The sequence below is a fragment of the Psychrobacter sp. H27 genome, from assembly GCF_059072655.1.
The window spans coordinates 36,583-56,628 of the sequence record NZ_JCACRX010000001.1 but is presented as its reverse complement, the minus strand read 5'-3'; the positions used below and the strand labels follow the sequence as shown (position 1 = coordinate 56,628).

15 protein-coding genes are annotated in these 20,046 nt (G+C 41.8%); 11 read left to right on the top strand and 4 right to left on the bottom strand.

Going from position 1 to position 20,046, the window contains the following annotated elements; all coding sequences use genetic code 11:
* Nucleotides 1-227 precede the first annotated feature (227 nt).
* The 8 genes from nrdA to yfaE all read left to right on the top strand — a co-directional run bounded on the left by nrdA (nucleotide 228) and on the right by yfaE (nucleotide 8,481).
* Nucleotides 228-2,504, top strand: coding sequence for a class 1a ribonucleoside-diphosphate reductase subunit alpha (gene nrdA, locus AC5JPY_RS00235; RefSeq protein WP_493851688.1), 2,277 nt, complete (start codon nucleotides 228-230; stop codon nucleotides 2,502-2,504).
* A 112-nt stretch (nucleotides 2,505-2,616) separates the two neighbouring features.
* Nucleotides 2,617-3,558, top strand: coding sequence for a nucleotidyltransferase domain-containing protein (locus AC5JPY_RS00230; protein ID WP_493851687.1), 942 nt, complete (start codon nucleotides 2,617-2,619; stop codon nucleotides 3,556-3,558).
* Between the two features lie 2 nt (nucleotides 3,559-3,560).
* Nucleotides 3,561-5,219, top strand: coding sequence for a ThiF family adenylyltransferase (locus tag AC5JPY_RS00225; RefSeq protein ID WP_493851686.1), 1,659 nt, complete (start codon nucleotides 3,561-3,563; stop codon nucleotides 5,217-5,219).
* The gene (locus AC5JPY_RS00220; protein ID WP_493851685.1) at nucleotides 5,216-5,680 is read left to right on the top strand and encodes a M67 family metallopeptidase; all 465 of its coding nucleotides are present in this window, start codon (nucleotides 5,216-5,218) and stop codon (nucleotides 5,678-5,680) included. Before AC5JPY_RS00225 ends, AC5JPY_RS00220 begins: the two co-directional genes overlap by 4 nt.
* Entirely contained in the window at nucleotides 5,673-6,500 is an 828-nt protein-coding gene (locus tag AC5JPY_RS00215; RefSeq protein ID WP_493851684.1) for a DUF6602 domain-containing protein, read from the top strand. Before AC5JPY_RS00220 ends, AC5JPY_RS00215 begins: the two co-directional genes overlap by 8 nt.
* 37 nt (nucleotides 6,501-6,537) lie before the next feature.
* Complete coding sequence (locus tag AC5JPY_RS00210) at nucleotides 6,538-6,909, top strand: hypothetical protein (protein WP_493851683.1); 372 nt, start codon at nucleotides 6,538-6,540, stop codon at nucleotides 6,907-6,909.
* A 97-nt stretch (nucleotides 6,910-7,006) separates the two neighbouring features.
* Complete coding sequence (gene nrdB / locus AC5JPY_RS00205) at nucleotides 7,007-8,140, top strand: class Ia ribonucleoside-diphosphate reductase subunit beta (RefSeq protein ID WP_201608429.1); 1,134 nt, start codon at nucleotides 7,007-7,009, stop codon at nucleotides 8,138-8,140.
* 71 nt (nucleotides 8,141-8,211) lie between these two features.
* A complete protein-coding gene (yfaE, locus tag AC5JPY_RS00200) occupies nucleotides 8,212-8,481 on the top strand; it encodes a class I ribonucleotide reductase maintenance protein YfaE (protein ID WP_493851682.1) in 270 nt (89 codons plus the stop codon).
* Nucleotides 8,482-8,641: 160 nt separating this feature from the next.
* Here yfaE and AC5JPY_RS00195 read toward each other — a convergent pair whose 3' ends face one another.
* Nucleotides 8,642-9,970 carry a S1C family serine protease gene (locus AC5JPY_RS00195; RefSeq protein ID WP_493851681.1) on the bottom strand — a complete coding sequence of 443 codons (1,329 nt, stop codon included), beginning with the start codon at nucleotides 9,968-9,970 and terminating at the stop codon, nucleotides 8,642-8,644.
* A gap of 285 nt (nucleotides 9,971-10,255) precedes the next feature.
* Here AC5JPY_RS00195 and AC5JPY_RS00190 point away from each other — a divergent pair, with 285 nt between their 5' ends.
* Both AC5JPY_RS00190 and AC5JPY_RS00185 read left to right on the top strand, forming a co-directional pair.
* On the top strand, nucleotides 10,256-11,074 hold the full coding sequence (locus AC5JPY_RS00190; RefSeq protein WP_493851680.1) for a Nif3-like dinuclear metal center hexameric protein: 819 nt from the start codon (nucleotides 10,256-10,258) through the stop codon (nucleotides 11,072-11,074).
* 983 nt (nucleotides 11,075-12,057) lie between these two features.
* Nucleotides 12,058-13,266 carry a transglycosylase SLT domain-containing protein gene (locus AC5JPY_RS00185; RefSeq protein WP_493851679.1) on the top strand — a complete coding sequence of 403 codons (1,209 nt, stop codon included), beginning with the start codon at nucleotides 12,058-12,060 and terminating at the stop codon, nucleotides 13,264-13,266.
* A gap of 128 nt (nucleotides 13,267-13,394) precedes the next feature.
* On the opposite strand, the gene AC5JPY_RS00180 is transcribed toward AC5JPY_RS00185, so the two are convergent.
* The 3 genes from AC5JPY_RS00180 to AC5JPY_RS00170 form a co-directional block, all read right to left on the bottom strand.
* Entirely contained in the window at nucleotides 13,395-16,364 is a 2,970-nt protein-coding gene (locus AC5JPY_RS00180) for a LysM peptidoglycan-binding domain-containing protein (protein ID WP_493851678.1), read from the bottom strand.
* A gap of 327 nt (nucleotides 16,365-16,691) precedes the next feature.
* Complete coding sequence (locus AC5JPY_RS00175) at nucleotides 16,692-17,186, bottom strand: hypothetical protein (RefSeq protein WP_319050289.1); 495 nt, start codon at nucleotides 17,184-17,186, stop codon at nucleotides 16,692-16,694.
* Between the two features lie 313 nt (nucleotides 17,187-17,499).
* The gene (locus AC5JPY_RS00170) at nucleotides 17,500-18,720 is read right to left on the bottom strand and encodes a CNNM domain-containing protein (RefSeq protein ID WP_493851677.1); all 1,221 of its coding nucleotides are present in this window, start codon (nucleotides 18,718-18,720) and stop codon (nucleotides 17,500-17,502) included.
* Nucleotides 18,721-19,408: 688 nt separating this feature from the next.
* Between AC5JPY_RS00170 and yajC the strand changes: the two genes are divergently transcribed.
* Nucleotides 19,409-19,738, top strand: a complete 330-nt coding sequence (gene yajC, locus AC5JPY_RS00165; RefSeq protein ID WP_319050287.1) for a preprotein translocase subunit YajC — start codon at nucleotides 19,409-19,411, stop codon at nucleotides 19,736-19,738.
* The last annotated feature ends 308 nt before the right edge of the window (nucleotides 19,739-20,046 follow it).

Sequence of the window (20,046 nt, the reverse complement as noted above, 5' to 3'; positions counted from 1 at the left end):
TATTCTAAAATCAATATAGTATTTTCAAAATTTTCCCGCTATATTGTGCCTACCAATTAACAAACACGCTATATGTAGTACTCAGTGATTTTAACCATCACTATGAGTAGTGGCAGTCTTTTGTCCAAAAAATGACCTATCACAACCCCGCATAATAGCGTTATAAAGAATGTCTGCCGCTCCTTTGGCGCGCAGCATCACTATAAGCAATCAAAATAGAGGCCAACATGACACATATTGATAAAATCCAAGTAACCAAGCGTGATGGACGTTTAGAGCCTATTAATTTAGACAAAATTCATAAGGTAATAGCGTGGGCGGCGGATGGATTGGACAACGTCTCTGTGTCGCAAGTTGAGCTAAAATCCCATATTCAGTTTTATGAAGGCATCAAAACCCGTGACATTCACGAAACCATCATCAAGTCTGCTGCTGACCTCATCTCTGAAACCACGCCTGACTATCAATATCTCGCCGCGCGCTTGGCGATCTTCCATCTGCGTAAGATTGCTTATAACCAGTTTGAGCCGCCGCACCTATATGACCATGTCAAAACTTTGACTGATGCTGGCAAATACGATCAACATATCCTAGCTGACTATAGCCGTGCTGAATTTGACGAGCTAGAAGAGTATCTGGATCACTGGCGCGATATGAATCTTGCCTATGCCGCTGTTGAGCAAATGGCTGGTAAATACTTGGTACAAGATCGCGTGAGCAAGACTGTCTATGAAAGCCCGCAGTTCTTATATATGCTGGTCGGTATGTGCTTGTTTAGCCAATACGACAAGTCAGATCGACTTGATTTCGTCAAACGCTTCTATGATGCGACCTCAGAATTCAAAATCTCCCTACCGACACCTATCATGTCAGGTGTACGTACGCCATCGCGTCAGTTTAGCTCGTGCGTACTGATCGAATGTGGTGACAGCCTAGACTCAATCAACGCGACCACCAGCGCCATCGTACGCTACGTGTCACAGCGCGCTGGTATCGGCATCAACGCAGGTCGTATCCGTGCCCTTGGTAGCCCGATCCGTGGCGGTGAAGCGCAGCATACTGGCTGTATCCCATTTTATAAACTGTTCCAAACGGCGGTGAAATGCTGCTCACAAGGTGGCGTCCGTGGCGGTGCTGCGACCCTATTTTACCCACTATGGCATTTGGAAGTTGAGTCGTTACTGGTACTCAAAAACAACCGCGGCGTCGAAGACAACCGTGTCCGTCATATGGACTACGGCGTACAATTAAACAAAACTATGTATACCCGCCTCATCAAAGGTCAAGACATCTCGCTATTCTCACCGGGTGATACCCCGGGCTTGTACGATGCGTTCTTTGAAGATCAAGACAAATTCGAAGAACTATATACCAAGTACGAGAATGACCCAAGCATTCGTAGCCGTCAAATCCCAGCTGCTGATTTGTTTAGCCTAATGATGCAAGAGCGCGCCAGTACGGGTCGTATCTATATCCAAAACGTCGATCATTGCAACACTCATAGCCCGTTTGATCCGACGGTTGCCCCGATTCGCCAGTCAAACCTATGTATGGAAATCGCGCTACCAACCAAACCACTCGATAACATCAATGACGAAGAAGGCGAAATCGCGCTTTGTACGCTATCAGCGGTTAACTTGGGTAAAGTCGAAAACGTCAGCGACATCGAAGAGCCAGCTGAGCTAATCGTGCGGGCGCTTGATGCCCTGCTCGACTATCAAGACTATCCAGTAAAAGCGGCTCAAAACGGCAGCATGCGTCGTCGTACGCTCGGTGTAGGCGTAATCAACTATGCTTACTACTTAGCTAAGAATGGCGCACGCTACTCTGACGACAGCGCGCTTGGTCTAACCCATCAGACGTTTGAAGCGTTGCAGTTCTATCTCTTAAAAGCGTCAAACAAATTAGCAAAAGAGCAAGGTGCGTGCCCTGCATTCAATGAGACTACATATTCACAAGGTATCTTGCCAATTGACACGTACAAAGCCGACTTGGACAAAATCTGCCAAGAGCCGCTACATCTAGACTGGGAAACGCTACGCGGCGAGATCACTGAGCACGGTCTACGCAACTCTACCCTAACCGCCTTGATGCCTTCTGAGACTTCTAGTCAGATCGCCAACGCGACCAACGGTATCGAGCCACCACGTGGTCTGGTCTCTATCAAAGCGTCAAAAGACGGCATCTTGAAGCAAGTCGTGCCTGAGATTGATAAGCTAAAAGATCAGTACGAGCTACTATGGCAAATGCCAAACAATGACGGTTACCTAAAGCTGGTCGCTATCATGCAAAAATTCGTCGATCAAAGTATCTCTGCCAATACCAACTACGATCCTGTTCGTTATGCAGGTGGCCGTGTACCGATGAAGATATTGCTAAAAGACTTGCTAAACGCTTATAAAATGGGTGTGAAGACGTTGTACTACCATAACACTCGTGATGGTGCGAACGATGCCCAAGCGGATATGGAAGATGATTGTGCTGGCGGTGCTTGTAAGATCTAGGTTTGCAGGGGAAGTTCTAAAGGATGGCGGGTTTGGCTTCTTAGTTAAATCCCGCTATTCAGTATTAATTTATTCAGATGGATTTATAAACACTATTTAAAGGACTAAGATAATGGCTGATTATAAAAGTAACCACCTACAAGAAGTACTTGAAACACATAAGATGAAGCACATAAAAGATGTTTTTGATAAATATAGAGATAGACGTAATGAAATTAAAGATTTCTTAAATGCCGAATACGGTAGCAGAATTTATAGTCCTTTTGATTCAGGATCTTATAGTAAACATACTGCTGTTAATACAAAGTTTGACTTAGATGCAGTTGTACCTTTTAAATATAAAAGCTTCAATACATTAGAAGATATGTTCAGTGACATTTATGACAAGTTAAATGATAAATTTAATGATAGAACTACGGTTCGAAAGCAAGGTGTTTCTATTGGACTAGCCTTTGAAGAAGATGGTATTGATATAGATATTGTACCTGCTCGAGAAACACGAGTAGATGGCTATACTGAAACAAGAAACCTAAACCTTCATATCAACTCCTTAGATCCATCGGAGACTGGATATTTAAAAACTAATATCCAAAGTCAGATTAACCATATAAATGGTAAGGACAATGAACGAAAAATTATTAGATTGCTGAAGATCTGGAAGTTTCAGAATTCTAAAAAATATAAGTCATTTTTCTTTGAACTTTTAGTTATCAAAGCTTATGACATTACCTCACCTATAGGTAATTTATGGGAGCAATTTAAGACTGTACTCCAATATATTGTAAATAATATTGAAAGCTCTACATTTAAACTGCTTGACCCAGGTAATAGTAACAATGATTTAATGAGTACATTAGATTCATATCAAAAAATATCATTAAAAAATGATTTTGAATGGATGCTAACCAATATTGAGAACAACGAAAAACAAATTGAATACTATTTTGAGAAAAATAAAGAATTTTCTGAAGAAGCTAGTAATAGTAGTTTGAGCTATGGTGTTGCTGGAGCTACTCCAGTTTCTACTCCTTCATCTAAACAGCGTTTTGGTTAGATATGAGATTTTCTCAAGAAGAACTACTAAATACTATCAGTAGCATAAGCTATATCTCAAACTTACAAGATCTTAAATTCAACAAAGATCTTGTAAGTTTTAGCATAGCTTTTAATCTCGAAGGTCTCGATGAGGAAATAACTTTTGAAGTAATAATCAATCCTCAATATCCATTTAAATTTAGTGATTTTGAAACAATAATTTTTCGGAATATTAATCTTATTGAATATAGTCATGTAATGGATGATGGCTCAGTATGTTTTCATAATCGACACTGTATTGATTTTAAGCAAAAATTAATACAGGACTTCGATGCAATTAAAAATTGGATTACTAAATATATAGTTAAAGAAGAAACAGATAGTCATTATGAGCATATAATTGTCAACAGTAGTTCTTTCTATGATGGTTATTATTCTTATCAGTTTACTGATTTAAAAGAAGGCTTCAAAAAAGGAGAGTTTGGGATAGTTTCTCTCAAACCATTAACTAGCTCGCCATACTATAAAAGTCGTATGAGTAATTATTTAGCTCAAAGTTTTATTGACCATTCAAGTTTTACGGTCAAAAATTGTGATTGGAACTCCCACTACATGAGTGCTAATCAGAGTGACCAAGGACTGTATGTCTTTATTGAAGATGCTCCAGCTGTTAATCAGCGATTTTCTTTTGATAACTGGAAAAGTTTCGAAAGTCTAATTAGCCAAGATTTTCTAAAGTATCTCTCTAGATATGTGATTAGTGTAAGAAGCACATATAATCCCAAATTACCAATACCTTTATTTATAGGTTTTTATACGAAAGATAAAAATATACATTGGCAAGTAGCATTGATTAGTATCGACGAGAGTATCCTTGAAGGTTCAACTGATATAAACGGTAAGTATATTTATAGACTGAAAAATAAGGATATTACATGGGCAGTAACAAATAACTCATCTTACTCTTATTTTTTTGGACGTGGAGCCTTCAACAAAGCTTTAACTGATGCAAAGATATTGGTTATTGGTGTGGGTGCAGTTGGAAGTAATGTTGCCAAAATTCTAACGAGGTGTGGCTGCAGAGACATATCATTAGTTGATTATGATATTAAAAAACCCGAAAATATTTGTCGTTCTGAATATGAGTTTATATATGCTTATGCTAATAAGGTAGATGAGTTACGATCTTTACTTTATAAAATATCGCCTTTTATCGATATTATAGCTAGTAATAGCCTTTTTACAGAGTATTTGAAATCTGATTCTTACGTCGAACTTTTTGCTGATAATATCAGAGCAGAATTATCAAACTATGATTATATATTTGACTGCTCTACAGATGATGATTTAATGCATATTTTAGATAAAATTGATATTACATCCATTATTATTAACTTATCTATTACCAATCATGCTCAATCACTCGTCTGTGGTGTATCACCAGATACTTATAAGTTCGTTAGACATCAGTTTGATAATATTTTAGAAAATGACGTCGAAGATTTATATAATCCTTTAGGCTGCTGGAGTCCTACTTTCAAGGCTTCTTACAACGATATTTCTACACTTATACATTTTGCTCTAAAACATATCAATATCATGGTTAGTAACAAACAGCTGAATAGCTTTGTAATTAATCAAGATAATAATTATGAGTCTTTGAAAGTGAGTAAGTTTTGACTATTACCAAACACTACAAGAATTTAAAATTAGTAGTCGAAGATAGCTTGTTAAAAAGTATTTATCAGTCAAGCTGTGGACACTACCCTAAAGAGTATGGTGGCTTTTTAATTGGCAAATATTCTGATGATTTTAAAACCTTGTATATTGAACAAACAATCACAGCAGAGATTTTTAAGAGTAGTCGAATTGAGTTTACTAGAGAGTCTAACTATCTGAAATCCGAGTTAAAAAAATTATTTATAGACAAAGGACTCTACTATATTGGTGAGTGGCATACTCATCCAGATGGTGAAGCATGGTATAGCACAACAGATTTAAGTGCAATGATTAGCATTGCTCATGAAAAAGATGTGAAAATTGACAATCCTATCTTGCTTATTTTGAGTATTACTAGCGATAGTTTGAGGGATTTTAATTTCTTTGTTCTTAATAACAATAGGTTAGAGCTATATGAATAAGATTGCACTACCAGAGTTGTTTGCAAGCATGCAACAGCAAATGTCTGCTCAACTAAGTACTAATAGAGCTTTCATACATCATCCTGGTTCAAAAGGTGACTCTTTAGAGAATGCATGGATTGAATGGTTGAGAAGTTACCTGCCTAACCGTTATAGCGTAGATAAAGCAATTATCATTGACCATCTAGGAAACACGAGCGATCAAATCGATGTAGTTATTTATGACAATTACTTTACTCCATTTATTTTTACACAAAATGGTTTCCATTATGTTCCTGCCGAAGGTGTTTATGCTATTTTTGAGGTTAAGCCTGATATAAAAGGTAATGTTGGTTCAGATAGTTACATAGAGTACGCAGGTAAAAAAATAGAGAGCGTTAGACAATTAACTCGAACATCTACTTCGATGATTAACTCTGGGAAAAAGTTTCCACCTAGACCATTGACTAAAATACTAGGTGGATTTTTAGCTACTACAAATACCTATAGTCATAAGAACAACAATACTATTAAGCAACATCTTGAAAAATTAGATGGATTAAAGGGAATAGATTTAGGGTGTGTTGTGGACTATGGCAGTTTTTATGTTGATTATAATGGTGAAGAAGATATCACAGAAGATGATTTCTCTAAGCGAATAAGTGATTATTATGAGTCTAGACAATTTGATGATGTGAATTTTAGCAAAGCTGAAAATTCATTAATTACTTTCTTTATGCAATTAACTCGCTATCTTCAGCAAGCGATAGGAACTATTCCAGCTATTGATTTGCAAGCTTATCTCAATGTAATAGGTGAAGAAATAGATCAAGAACTTTAAACGCTATCAAAGAACCAACACCAAAAACGGAGGTCATGTGCAATATACCGCAATCATCAAAGACGGTGGTTTGTTTATCCCAAACGTATTTTCAGACCTAAACGATGGTGGCTCGCATATCGTACAAGTCGAGGTTGATATTGCAGAGGTGCGTCAGCAGTTAGGCATGAATGAAGCACCAAAGGCAACTGTCGCCAAAAAAAGCGTGGCGAAAGCAGCCAAAAAACCAGCATCAAGAGCGGCTAAAAAAGACTTAAAAACAACAGCGGAAGAGTCGGATGTGAGTACCCTACGCAAAAGCGCGCTTGATGAATTAGAAGCACTCGATGATAGTGAACTGAGCGAGATATTCAAAGCCTATATGAACGATGGGCAAGAGTCGTCACAGATATCACTAGAGAACCTCTGAGCTAAAACGATATAATCCAAAAACGTGTCATAACATCAAATCAAAACCAGTCAAACCCATATAAATTAATAACCGTATCAATTATAAAGGCAGTCCCATGACTTACTCGATTTTTTCTCAAACGCCAAACAATGCGCTAAAAGAGCCGATGTTCTTTGGTCAGCCCGTCAACGTGGCACGCTATGACCAACAAAAGCACCCTATCTTTGAGCAATTGATTGAAAAGCAGCTATCGTTCTTTTGGCGTCCAGAAGAAGTCGATGTATCAAAAGACCGTATCGACTTTAGTAATCTGTCCTCGCATGAGCAGCATATATTTTTGAGCAACCTCAAGTACCAGACCCTACTCGACTCTATCCAAGGTCGTAGTCCAAATGTGGTGCTACTGCCGCTGGTGTCTATCCCTGAGCTTGAGACGTGGATTGAGACATGGTCGTTCTCTGAGACCATTCACTCACGCAGCTATACGCATATCATTCGTAATATCGTCAATGACCCAAATATTATCTTTGATGACATTATGCAAAACGAGCACATCTTAGGCCGTGCCTCTGATATCGCCCAGTATTATGATGAGCTGTATCGCAACTCACAGCTATATAGCTTGTATGGGCCAGGTACGCACAACATCAATGGCGAGCAAGTCACGGTTGATTTAAGATCGTTGAAAAAGCAGATGTATCTATGCATCATGGCGGTCAACGTTCTAGAAGCCATTCGTTTCTATGTGTCGTTTGCTTGCTCGTTTGCCTTTGCTGAGCGTAAATTGATGGAAGGTAATGCCAAAATCATTAAGCTAATCGCTCGTGATGAAGCGTTGCATTTGACTGGTACGCAGCATATGCTAAACCTCATGCGTAACGGTCGTGACGATCCTGAGATGGTCGAGATTGCCGCAGAGTGCTATGAAGAAAGTATCGAAATCTTCCGCAAGGCTGCTGAGCAAGAAAAAGAATGGGCAGGCTATCTGTTCAAAGACGGCTCAATGATTGGTCTAAACAAAGACATCCTTTGCCAATATATCGAATACATCACCAACTTGCGTATGGAGACCGTCGGCTTGCCAGCGGCGTTCCCGAACTCAAAATCAAACCCAATTCCGTGGATCAATACGTGGTTGTCGTCTGACAATGTGCAAGTAGCACCGCAAGAGACCGAGATTAGCTCGTACTTGGTTGGTCAGATTGATTCAGATTTGTCAGATAGTGATTTTGATGATTTTGAATTATAAGAGCTTTGAGTTGTAACCGTTTTACGTTTTAATAGCAGTAACAGCAAAGACGTATCCCAATAGGATAAATTATGACGTGGGTAATGACCAGTAAGCAGCAATTTTACTTGCATGACGATGAAAGTCTGCTTGATGGTCTGCTGCGCACTGGTCATGAAGTCAACTATCAATGCCGTGAGGGCTATTGTGGTAGCTGCCGAGTCAAGCGTATTGCCAGCTCGCATACGGTGGACTATCCGTTTGATCCGCTCGCCATGATTGAGGACGATGAGATCCTACCCTGCTGCTGCCGAGTGCAAGGGGTTATTCATATCAATCATGACCCCATTGAAAAGTCATAATATAATGGTAAACACAAAACCCTAAGCTTACGACTGTCAGCGTTGCTAAAAATCGTTCGAACCGTCAAAAAAAATCGCGCCCCTTTGGATAAGGAGCGCGCTTTTTTATGCGACCAGCTAAATCAATATGCTAGTGAAGAGCATATATTATCAATACACCTTACTGTGCCGACGTATCTTGTTCAAACAGTTTCATCAGCTCTTCGCGCATACGATCACGCTCTGCTTTTGACATCATTGGCGCCTCTTCATCACTTTGAATACTTGGCTCTGCTTCCATACCGCCCATACTCTCTCCTTGCAGTACCACAGGACGCTCGATAAGCTCTTGGACAGGACGCTCCTCTAGCATGATTTTGACTTGTGCATTTTTGCCTTGGCGTAGTATCTGTGCATCCAGTTCAGTATTTGGCGGCTTACGAGCGACATACTGGATCAAGGTATTGGCATCGGTCATCTCGACACCATCGATGGTTAGGATAATATCACCAACACGCAGTCCACTCTTGGCAGCAGGACCACCTTGAATGACATTTAGCACTTCTACACCAGTTGAGGTTTCAAGCTGCGTTGGGTCACGTAGTTGTGACTGAATCTCGATACCGAGCCAGCCACGACTGACGCGGCCGTCTTTAATAAGCGCATTCATCACTTGCTCAACGAGCGCTGTAGGAATCGCAAAACCAATCCCCATCGAGCCACCAGAGCGTGAGAATATTACGGTGTTAATACCGACCAGCTCACCACGCGCATCGACCAGTGCCCCGCCCGAGTTGCCTGGATTGATTGCCGCATCTGTCTGGATAAAGTCTTCGAATTTATTGACCCCCAGTCCAGTACGTCCAGTCGCTGAGATAATTCCTTGGGTCACCGTTTGACCGACCCCAAATGGATTACCAATAGCTAGGGCCAAATCGCCAACACGGATTGGGTCTTCACGGAAACCAAGGGGCGTCAGTCCTGTCATATCGACTTTGATCACTGCCAGATCACTGTCTGGATCAGTACCGATGACTCTAGCACGGCTCTTGCGACCATCGTTGAACGCGACTGTAATCTCATCGGCTTTCTCGATCACGTGAGCATTAGTCACGATATAGCCGTCTTCTGATACGATAACCCCTGAGCCTAGATTGGTCGACCCTTGATCTTGTGACGGTCCGCTATGGTTCTCAAAGAAACGGCGCAATACAGGATCATCCATATAAGGATGCTCCATCATCGCTTGGGTCGTATAGATATTGACCACCGACTGTGATGCGCGTGCCACTGCGTTGTGATAAGAAGATATCGGCGCTGGCGTGTCTGCCACTGGTGCTGAGGCTTGCTGCTCAGCTGGCGTGGTTCTTGGTGGTTCCCATGTCGCCTCTGATGTCGACTTCATACTCATAAACAACCAGATAAACGCTGCTAACACTAGCAACAATAAAACCCAAGGCAACCATTTTAATAGGGATGCCTTGTTATGGGTGTTCTGGGATGACGACATATAGAACCTCTATAAATGTAATGCAAACAAACAGTGAAAAATGAAATTATAAGAGATAAAGTAAGTTGGTTGCGACTGATCGCATCTCATTGTCTGGCTAGGCAACGGATGCACAGATAGGCAGACTTACATGTATAAATTATAACCGCAATGCCGTGAAATAGTAACGTATCGTGTACCGTTTCAGTTATCCATCTTGTCTACTCTTTTGCAGGGTCATGTTAAAATAAAAACCATGTAAAATACTTGCCACAGAGACCGATACGATAAGAATAAGGAAACCTAATGACCCAAAACACGACTAAATCTTCGACCAGTAGCATCAGCGCACAAGAGCTGACCCAGTTCTGCGATGAGTATTTATCTACCAATGCATTTAAAGACTATGCGCCAAACGGACTACAAGTTGATGGTGGACGACCGATTCAGCGTATTGTCACTGGCGTAACTGCTTGTGAAGCCTTGATTGATGCCGCCATTGCCGACAATGCTGATGCCATTATGGTGCATCATGGTTACTTTTGGAAAGGTGAACCTGCCCCGCTTACAGGTATGAAGGGTCGACGTGTCCGTAAACTCATGCAGCATGGCATCTCCATGATTGGGTATCATTTACCGCTCGATGCGCATCCTGTGATTGGCAACAATGCCCAGCTGATTGATGTTTTAGGTATGACAATGACTGGTGCGCTCTATCCTCACGAGTCGCACCCTGTTGGTAATATTGCTACTTGTGCACCGCAAACTACTGATGATCTTATCGCCACAATTACTCAAGCATTAGGACGTACGCCACTTCATATCTCAGCCAATTATGAAAACAACGCAGATGCTCATATACAGAGCAGACTGATCAGACGAGTGGGTATTTGCACCGGTGGTGCCCAAGATATGATTGACCAAGCGGCGGCTATGGGCTGTGATGCCTTTATATCAGGAGAGATATCTGAGCGCACCACACATAGTGCGCGAGAGTTGGGTATCGACTATTTTGCTTGTGGTCATCATGCAACCGAGCGTGGCGGTATCCAAGCATTAGGCGACGTCATTGCCAAAAAATTCGAGCTGCCAGTAACATTTATCGATATTGATAATCCTGCTTAAACAGTCAGTACAGCTCGCATAGACAGTTACATGATAGAAAAACAGATTGAAATCGATGATTTTAAACTTACTCAAATTCATTTTTTATTTGTTTTCTACCATTATTAGCCTTTTTGTGAATAACAAGTAATTAATTTATGGAAATTTAACCGCTTATGTCTCTATTGTTAAGTTTTATCGCTTTTTTCTTAACTCTACTTGAATAATACAATCGGTAACCGCATATTACTACCTGTAAGAAAGAACGTTTTGTCATGAAACTTCCCATTATTACAGCTTCCGGTTATGGCACTAGAGTGACATTGGCCCTAATCTAAGATTTTATTACGCATCATAAGTAATTGTATTTTAGAATATTGGTCAATCAGACACGATGTATGCACTACATTTTGGCAGCATCGTGTTTTTGATTTTAGTGTCGCGGTGACAGTATGACATGGCTTATCTGTTGTTTGATAGCTACTGTACTTACTCTTATCGCTGGACAAAAAATTTTGTAGCAAGCCGCCTTATTACTAATAATACAAGGTGTCGCCAGTTTTCAAAGTTGCATAGTAAAGGTAGACGGAGATATTTATTTTAACCTCAAAATATCCCAGTACTGTTATTACTATGTCATTGTCCCAATGACTTATTCATGACCTTACCTATGTTTGACATATAGTTGTTTGACCATTAGCCACATCGAAATATTGATGAAGGAATCATCTGATCCATATCCTTCTTATAGTCGTGCGTCCAGATTTTGAGACGACTGTTGTGATGATATAGAGGATACCTGAATCCCTGGTTAATGATCGCTCACATCGCTAACTCTTAGAGAGAGTATGCTAGTGGCACTGTATTCAAGCAAGATGATATGTACTTGTTTTATTCAAAAGTACCCTATCGTCTGAGACGCTATATCGATAGGTGCAAGATGACGTGCACTTGCCTTTATGTGTTTTTGCGGTAAGAAGGATGGCTAAAATCAGGAGACATCCATGCAACGTATTACTTATCGTGTAAAAGTATCTGCGCAAGGGGCCAAACGCCGTATTTCTTATTTACTGCGTCCATCTAAACGCCTGCTTAACACCAAAAGTAACATCGTTTCATCCGTTACCCCTACTGCGTCAGGGCGTTTTGCCAGAACCAAGAAGCTGGCACAAGTATCCAGTATAGCACTACTCTCTCTGCCAGCAGAGAGTCTGACCACTATGAGCGCGCCTGTGCCAGCCTATGCCAATGTCATGCTGGAGAACACCTTAACCATTGCCGCAGTACCAGGCGATAGTACCTATTTTGCGACTGATGGCTTCCAGCATGGCTTTGGTTTTGATTTGGTGCGCACTTACGCCGACGAGCTTGGTGTTGATATTGACCTAAAAGCCTATGCTAATGAGGAAGCTGCGCTAAAAGCTATCAGATCAGGTGATGCTGATATGGCATTGACCACTGCCAGCACTAAGCTAAAAAGCCAACTTAATCTATCTTCTATCAATGTCAGCTGTGGTTATGATGCCAGCTTGACTAAAAATGGCTTGCATCCAAAAGTCAGCTGGACGTTTAGCTCATCTAATGACCCACTATCCAAAAAAGCCAGTTATTTTTTATGTGATAGCATCAAGCTACAAAACACACAGAAATTGGCAGCATTCTACAATCAGAACTTGCTAAAGGACGCTTATAGTCAGGATCATTTCCAAAAAACTTTGACAGAAAAACTGCCTGATTATCAATCATCGTTTGAAGAGCAAGCGCGCAACTATAATCATGACTGGGAATTGCTAGTGGCTATGGGTTATCAAGAGTCTCATCTGGATGCCGATGCGGTGTCACCGACTGGCGTACGTGGCCTGATGATGCTGACCAACAACACTGCAAAAGCGATGGGCGTATCAGATCGTGTTGATCCATACCAAAGCATTGGTGGCGGTGCACGCTATCTAGAGCAAGTCAAAGATGACTTCTCTGATGTGCCCAAAACTGATCGTATTTGGTTTGCACTTGCAGGTTATAACATGGGTCCCAATGCAGTCAAAAGAATTCAGCGTGAACTACGTGCTCAAGGTATTGATGATAAGAGCTGGGCGAACGTCTATGCTTATTTAGCAGATAACAAAGCTTCCAACAGTCGCTACGGGCAAGCAATGCATTATGTCAGTAACATCAGAAGCTACCTTGAGACCATCAAAACTCAAACTGTCTAGTCGATAGATCTCTATTGGATAGAAACTTGTAAAACTAAATATCCAAAAAAAAGCTGCTCTTATTAAGAGCAGCTTTTTTGTTATACGGTCAATCAAAACGATATCTAGATACCGTATCTAAGGTCTCATTAACGGTTGGGTACTGTCAGACGCTGACCACGCTGCAACATAGTGTCAGCAGCGATGTTATTCATATCAGCCAGTTCTTGCGTTGATACACCATACTTACGTGCTAGACCGATCAAGCTATCGCCTGAACCAACGGTATAGCTTACAGTTACTTTTGGTACTTTAAGGGTTTGACCACGCTGTAACTGTGCGTTAGTTGCCAGATTATTCGTCGCTGCTAAATCCTCAACAGAAACTCCAAATTGACGTGCCAAAGCAATTAAACCATCACCTGATTGGACTTTGTAGTTTTCGGTGTTACTCAGTTTTGCTCCGCTACTCGCAGAGCTGCTGCTGTTACTACTAGTAGAACTACTGCTAGAGGCACTTGCAACACTGCCACCAGCAGGAATCGTAATCGTACGACCCAGTATCAAATTAGAAGTGGTCGTTAAGTTATTCGCTGATGCCAAATCGCTCAAGCCGATGTTATAGCGTCTCGCCACACCAGTTAGCGTATCACCTGATTTTACTTTATAGCTAACCGCTTTATCATTGAGCTGACGATCAACCAATTCTTTAGAAACAGGTACTTTTATCGTTTGACCACGTTGGAGACGTGCTCTTGCATCAAAGTTGCTGTTAACAGCAGCAATCTCTGCGGCACTAACACCCACACTATTGGCAATGCCAATCAAGGTGTCACCTGATTGTACCTTGTAACTGGTGGTCGCTACTGAGCTTGCGCTACTGGCATTACTAGAGCTTGACGTACTTGCTGTATCAAAATTAACACTAGATGGTACTTTTAATGTCTGACCAACATATAGTGAGCTGTTGGTATTGATACCATTTAGGCTGGCTAATGTGTCTGTTGATACATTGAACTGACGCGCTAGAGCAATCAGACCGTCTCCTGATTTTACTTTATAACTCTTGGTTGCGGCGCTTGACTTGTTCGACCGAGTAGAAGGTGCCGCAGGTGTTGTCGCCGGTGCAGTCACTTTGCCCGGTATCAACCACAACTTTTGTCCTCTAAGCAGATCTGCACGACTACTAAGATTGTTGTAGCTGGCAAGCTGCGTAACTGATAAGCCAAAGCGATTGGCCGTACCGATGAGCGTGTCTCCGCCTTGTACAACGTAGCTATCAGGCTGGCTGGCTGCAGCATTATTGGCAGCAGCTAATGGCTCGATAGATTTAGCATTGTATAGATACAAGGTACTACCAGACAATAAGTTGGCACTGGCGTCTATTTGGTTCCATTCTGCGATATCACGCCAGTTTACCCCAGCACGGCTCGCAATATTCGATAGCGTGTCGCCACGCTTGACAGTATAAGTGCTGCGCGTACCTTGCGGTTTCGGCTTGCTGGCCGATGACTTTGCAAAGCTAAGTTTTTTCTCTGCACCACTTGCTTCTAGGATAGACTGCTGCGTTTGAACGGCTGATAGGTTAATATTACCATCAGCATTAATTACGTTAGTTTCAGAGGTGCTTCTACGAATTTGATTGGCAATGAAATCACGCTCTTCTTTACTCAGTGGTGGCTCTTGGACAATCGTATTGTTCTGAGTGATTTGAGCTGAAGTGGTCGGTAGACTGTTGCTACTCTTAAGCTCAGCATTGATTTTTTTGGTCTCAGCATTGGTCAATGGTGGCTCAGTACGCACTGAGGCACTACCGCTATAAACAGAGCTGCTCGTCGTTTGAGCCGATGGTGAGATATAGCTTGTCGTTTGCTGAGGGACGCTCGCGCTAGCAGCATAATCAGCTAAAGCGCTGCTGCTAGATGGTAGTGATGATGAGGTATATGGCTTGTTATTATAGCTTGGTGTCGTTGACGCCGGTGTGCTTGTATTACCAGATGCCAATACGTTACCTGTACCATTGCCGCGCAATAGGCTCAGTTTAGCATCAGCATTTAGGCTAACATCGTTAGGAATAATGACACGCTGCGGACCTGAAGAATCAACACGACCTGAGGTCAATGCCGTATTGAGTCGTTCGAGCTCATCATAAGTCACACCTGTGAGCTGTGACACCTCAGACAAGCTCACACCATAGTTGACTGGTACACTACGGAAATGCTGACGATTGGCAATAGCGGGTAGATATACGCCATACTGTTCAGGCTTGGCAACGATTTCGGCAACTGCCAAAAAGCGTGGTACGTAGTTCATGGTTTCTGTAGGCAGCTGCAGTGACCAGTAATCTGTTGGCAAGCCGCGTGCAGCGTTCGCATCAATGGCTTTTTGTACACGACCAGGACCTGCATTATAAGCCGCCAGCGCAAGCTCCCAACTACCAAATTGGTTGTGCAGTGCGGTCAAGAAGTCATAAGCGGCACGGGTCGACTCAATCACGTCACGGCGACCATCATAAGTACTGCTTTGGTTCAAACCATAAATACGGCCCGTACTTGGAATAAACTGCCATAGCCCTGCAGCGGCTGCACTACTGGTGCCGCTTGGGTCATACGAGCTCTCAATAACGGGTAGCAAAGCCAGCTCTGTCGGGATATTACGTCGCTCAGCTTCTCGTACCGTATGATAAATATAACGGCTGGCACGCGCTGTTAAACGGTTTAGGTAGTCTTGTCTGCTAGTAAACCAGCTTTTTTGTCCTTCGATACGCTGATTATAAATCGGCTTACCACCGTTCATACGGTAACCGGCACGCAGGCGATTCCACAAATCACCATACTGTTGAATGGCAAGCTGGTTGCCCTCCACCATTGTCATGTCAGTTGCTTCTAACAAATCTGCCAACTCATCTAAACTCTCTGCGTCCAAAAACGCTGTAGAATAATCGGTACTATTCGTCGCCACTTGAGTAGCAGGACGTTTAGTAACAACAGATGAGCTATTAGTCGCACCTGTGTTTTTTACTGCTGAGGTGTTGCTACACGCACTGATGAGTAACGTTGATACTGCAAGCGTCAAGGGTAACGCGACAAACGAGCGAGATTTTGATAGCACAGTAGACATGGTATTGGAGGTTTCCTAACGACAGAAAGTGATAAGATAAAGTTGATAGATAGTATAGTATGCAACGTAAAGCAAAAACCAGCCTAATATAAAAGATAGTAATGATCGTTTAAAGAATCGTTTAAAGCTGGGACCTTTTAAAGACTTTTGATGTCAGACCTTTAATGTCAAAATCCTTAGTCATAGGTTTTGACATCGACAATCAGACTGGCTACTTTTTCAAACAAATAACCGTTTTTTGCTTTGTCTGACGGATATGCTTGGCTACCTACTCTTTTTGTTAACAGGTAATAGGCAGCAGCTAACTACGCTTGTTCTGAGTCAGACTTAGTTAATAGCTACTTGTGATACTGCGCGCAGTAGTATGGCATTACCAGTAGATACCGTCAGCGTCACGCGAGAGGTGGTAACAAACGATACTGGCTGACCGTTTTTGATCCAGCTTTCGTTTGTTGTGACATTGGCTTTGGCCTGATCACCTGTGATGACCACATTATCTACTGATATGTCATAGCGATAATTCGACGTATCGTTCCAGCTATTCTGCAATAGTCTCAAGTAGGCGTCTTTATCTAGGCTAGTCGACTTACCCTTTCTAGATAAAGAAATCAGCGCATCATCAGATACAAGACGCGCCACTTGATTGATGCTTTGGTTATTTGCAGAGGACTTCATTGCTGCTGCATAATTTTGCACCAAGGCTTCTGTCATCGTGGCAGCTTGTGCACTGATGCTAATAGTGCTGGCTACTGCTACTATCGCAGTGATGCTGGCGCCTTTTACCAAGAGAGCTAATAGCCCATTACCCAATAGTTTTTTCATGATAATCCTTAGCGATATTTTTCGTTAGCGTCATATAGTGACGATCAACGCTCTTTATCATTTATTTTGGCAGTACGTTTTTATAGATATATCTGTATGATTATACTTATATAATATGCCGAGCCTATCATCGAATTCTCACAGCCATGTGACACCCTGTGTAATTATTGCGACTAACAAAACGCAGAAGTCTCACATTTGCGGCTATGACACCGCACGTCATTAAAACGGTTATTTTTATGACGTTTGGTACCATAACATTTGATCTCAAGGGCTCTTATAGTGGCTCTTAATACTAGATCAGCTCTCAATACTAGAATTTGGCGTCGCTATTGCTATCGTCATCTTGCTCGTCGTCACTGAGCTTCATACCCAAACGTTCTACACGTCTGTCCATCATTTGTCGAGCTAAGGCCTGCATATCTTCTACGCGATCTATCTCATCAACAATCTCAAGCCCTAGTAGTGTCTCAAAGACATCTTCTAACGTGACCAAGCCTTTTACTTCGCCATATTCACCGACAGTAATCGCAATATGAATACGGTTTTTTAGCATAAGCTCTAACAAATCGAATAGCTTCATTTTAGAGAACACAAAAGTAATGTCTCTTTTAAACTGAGTCAATGGCTTATGCATAGCATGATTGACCTTGGCCAATAACATGTCAGTCTTTAGGACAAAACCTGTAATATTATCTAAGTCGCCATCATAAATAGGCAGTCGAGAAAAGGTCAGTTTTGGGCGATCAACCAATAACTCAGCCACTGTTTTGTTCTCTTCAAATGCAAGCATCACTGAGCGCGGCGTCATGATGTCTTCGACCTTTATAGCACCAAACGCCAGTAGATTACGAATAATACGTGACTCTAATGGATCGATCTGACCTGACTCTTCACCAATGCTAGCAAGTGCAGCAAACTCGCGACGGCTAAACGTTTGCGTCTCTTTGCCGCGTACCAATAGTTTAGTCAAGCGCTCTGATACCCAAATAAGTGGGTACAAAATCATGATAATACCGCGGACAAAATATGCCACCATGCCACTCAGCTGACGCCAGTAGACTGTACCTAGTGTTTTTGGAATAATCTCAGACAAAAACAAAATGGCAAGCGTCATAATGGCAGAGAATAAACCGAACCAAGCGCTACCAAATACGATCGTAGCCTGCGCACCAGCCCCAATAGAGCCAAGCGTATGAGCGACCGTATTTAGGGTCAAAATAGCAGCCAATGACTGATCGATATTGTCAACTTTAAGGCTCTTTAGCATCGCTGCTTTTTTGGGGCTTGTTTCTTGCACATCGGCAATAAACGATGGCGTCATGCTAAGCAGAACAGATTCTGCAAGCGAACAGACAAAAGAGACGCCAATAGCGAGCAAGACAAAAAATATCAAGAGAGAAACACTGAGCGCAGTTGGTGCAGCAGCAGCGGTTGTTGTGGCTACAGCACCAGCTGCCCATACAGACTGCGGTAGCATCAATAACGCTAACGCAGAAAAAAATGTATAACCAATTTGAGAACTATGCTTCATTCTCGGGGGAGGTTCTGCAGATGCGTCTTCACGATGAGCGCGCGGACGACATAAACGAGGTACAAACATAAAAGTGGTGAACAAGTTAGGTAACCTAAAAAGAGAAAAGGGAATATGGCATAAAGAGCAATCGGTGTCGGTTAGTAGCGTACTACAAGATACCTAGAGATTATTATAACGTTAATTATATATAAATCAGATACGGTGTTAGGCTTATTTAGTCTACTCTGTAGTACTTTTACTCACCATCTACCTCGCTACACTGCATGAACCGACACCACTGCTCAAAGCTGACTTAGCACTGCTCCAAAGCTATATTTCGCTTCAATAGACAGCAGACTAAATACAGGCAATCATTGCCATTTGATAGTAGCATTGATAATAGCATTTCACAATAAGTCGCTATTTTTAAGTTTTTATTTTTTGGTCACTTTTATTGCTTATTATTTCCTCAATATTACTGAGCGGGTCACTGCTGTTTGAGGCTCCTTGTAATGCTATTTATAGCTTCGTATTTGCGTATCCTATACTTGGAATAGTAAAACGTCGTTGTGACACCTGTGTGCTGCTAGTATGCCGCTACGCTAACAAAAACACGCTCAGCCTATGATTAACAGTTACCAAGTCGGGTATTTTTTGTTACTATGCGTCTAATTTTATTGTTATCTACGACTTACTGAGAGATATTATGAGCCTATTTATTCAAGCTGCCCATGCTGCCCCAGAGACTGCCGGTGCTGCAGGTTTATTCGGTCAGATTTTACTGCCTGTTGCCTTTTTTGCCATTTTTTACTTCTTGGTTATTCGCCCGCAGTCTAAGCGTACCAAAGAGCACCGTGCAATGGTTAATGCCTTGAGTGTTGGTAATGAGATCATTTTTGCTGGTGGCTTGATGGGCCGTATCAAAGCGATAGAGGGCGATTATGCCGTCGTAAGCCTAAACAACAATACTGACGTAAAAGTACAACGTGCTTCTGTTATTTCAGTATTGCCTACTGGCACAATCGAAGGCGTATAGTCACTACTGTTTCTTACTAGTAATGATTTGATGGTCATCTCACCACTGGGTGTCATGACAAAACAATGACCGTATATCATTTACGGTCATTTTTCGCTGTTAAGGCAGTAAAGTATAGTTGCCATATAGGCTGATTTTTTGTCTATATACGTTGGCTCTTGAGACATATTGGTTTTATCTATTTGCTTAGTGATATTTTTGGTGACTAGATAAAGATACCTCTGTATTATTTGCTTTACTGTTTTATGCTTTACTATCACCGCGGATGATCGCAATGAAGCCTGCCAAATAGACAGTCAATCATTGCT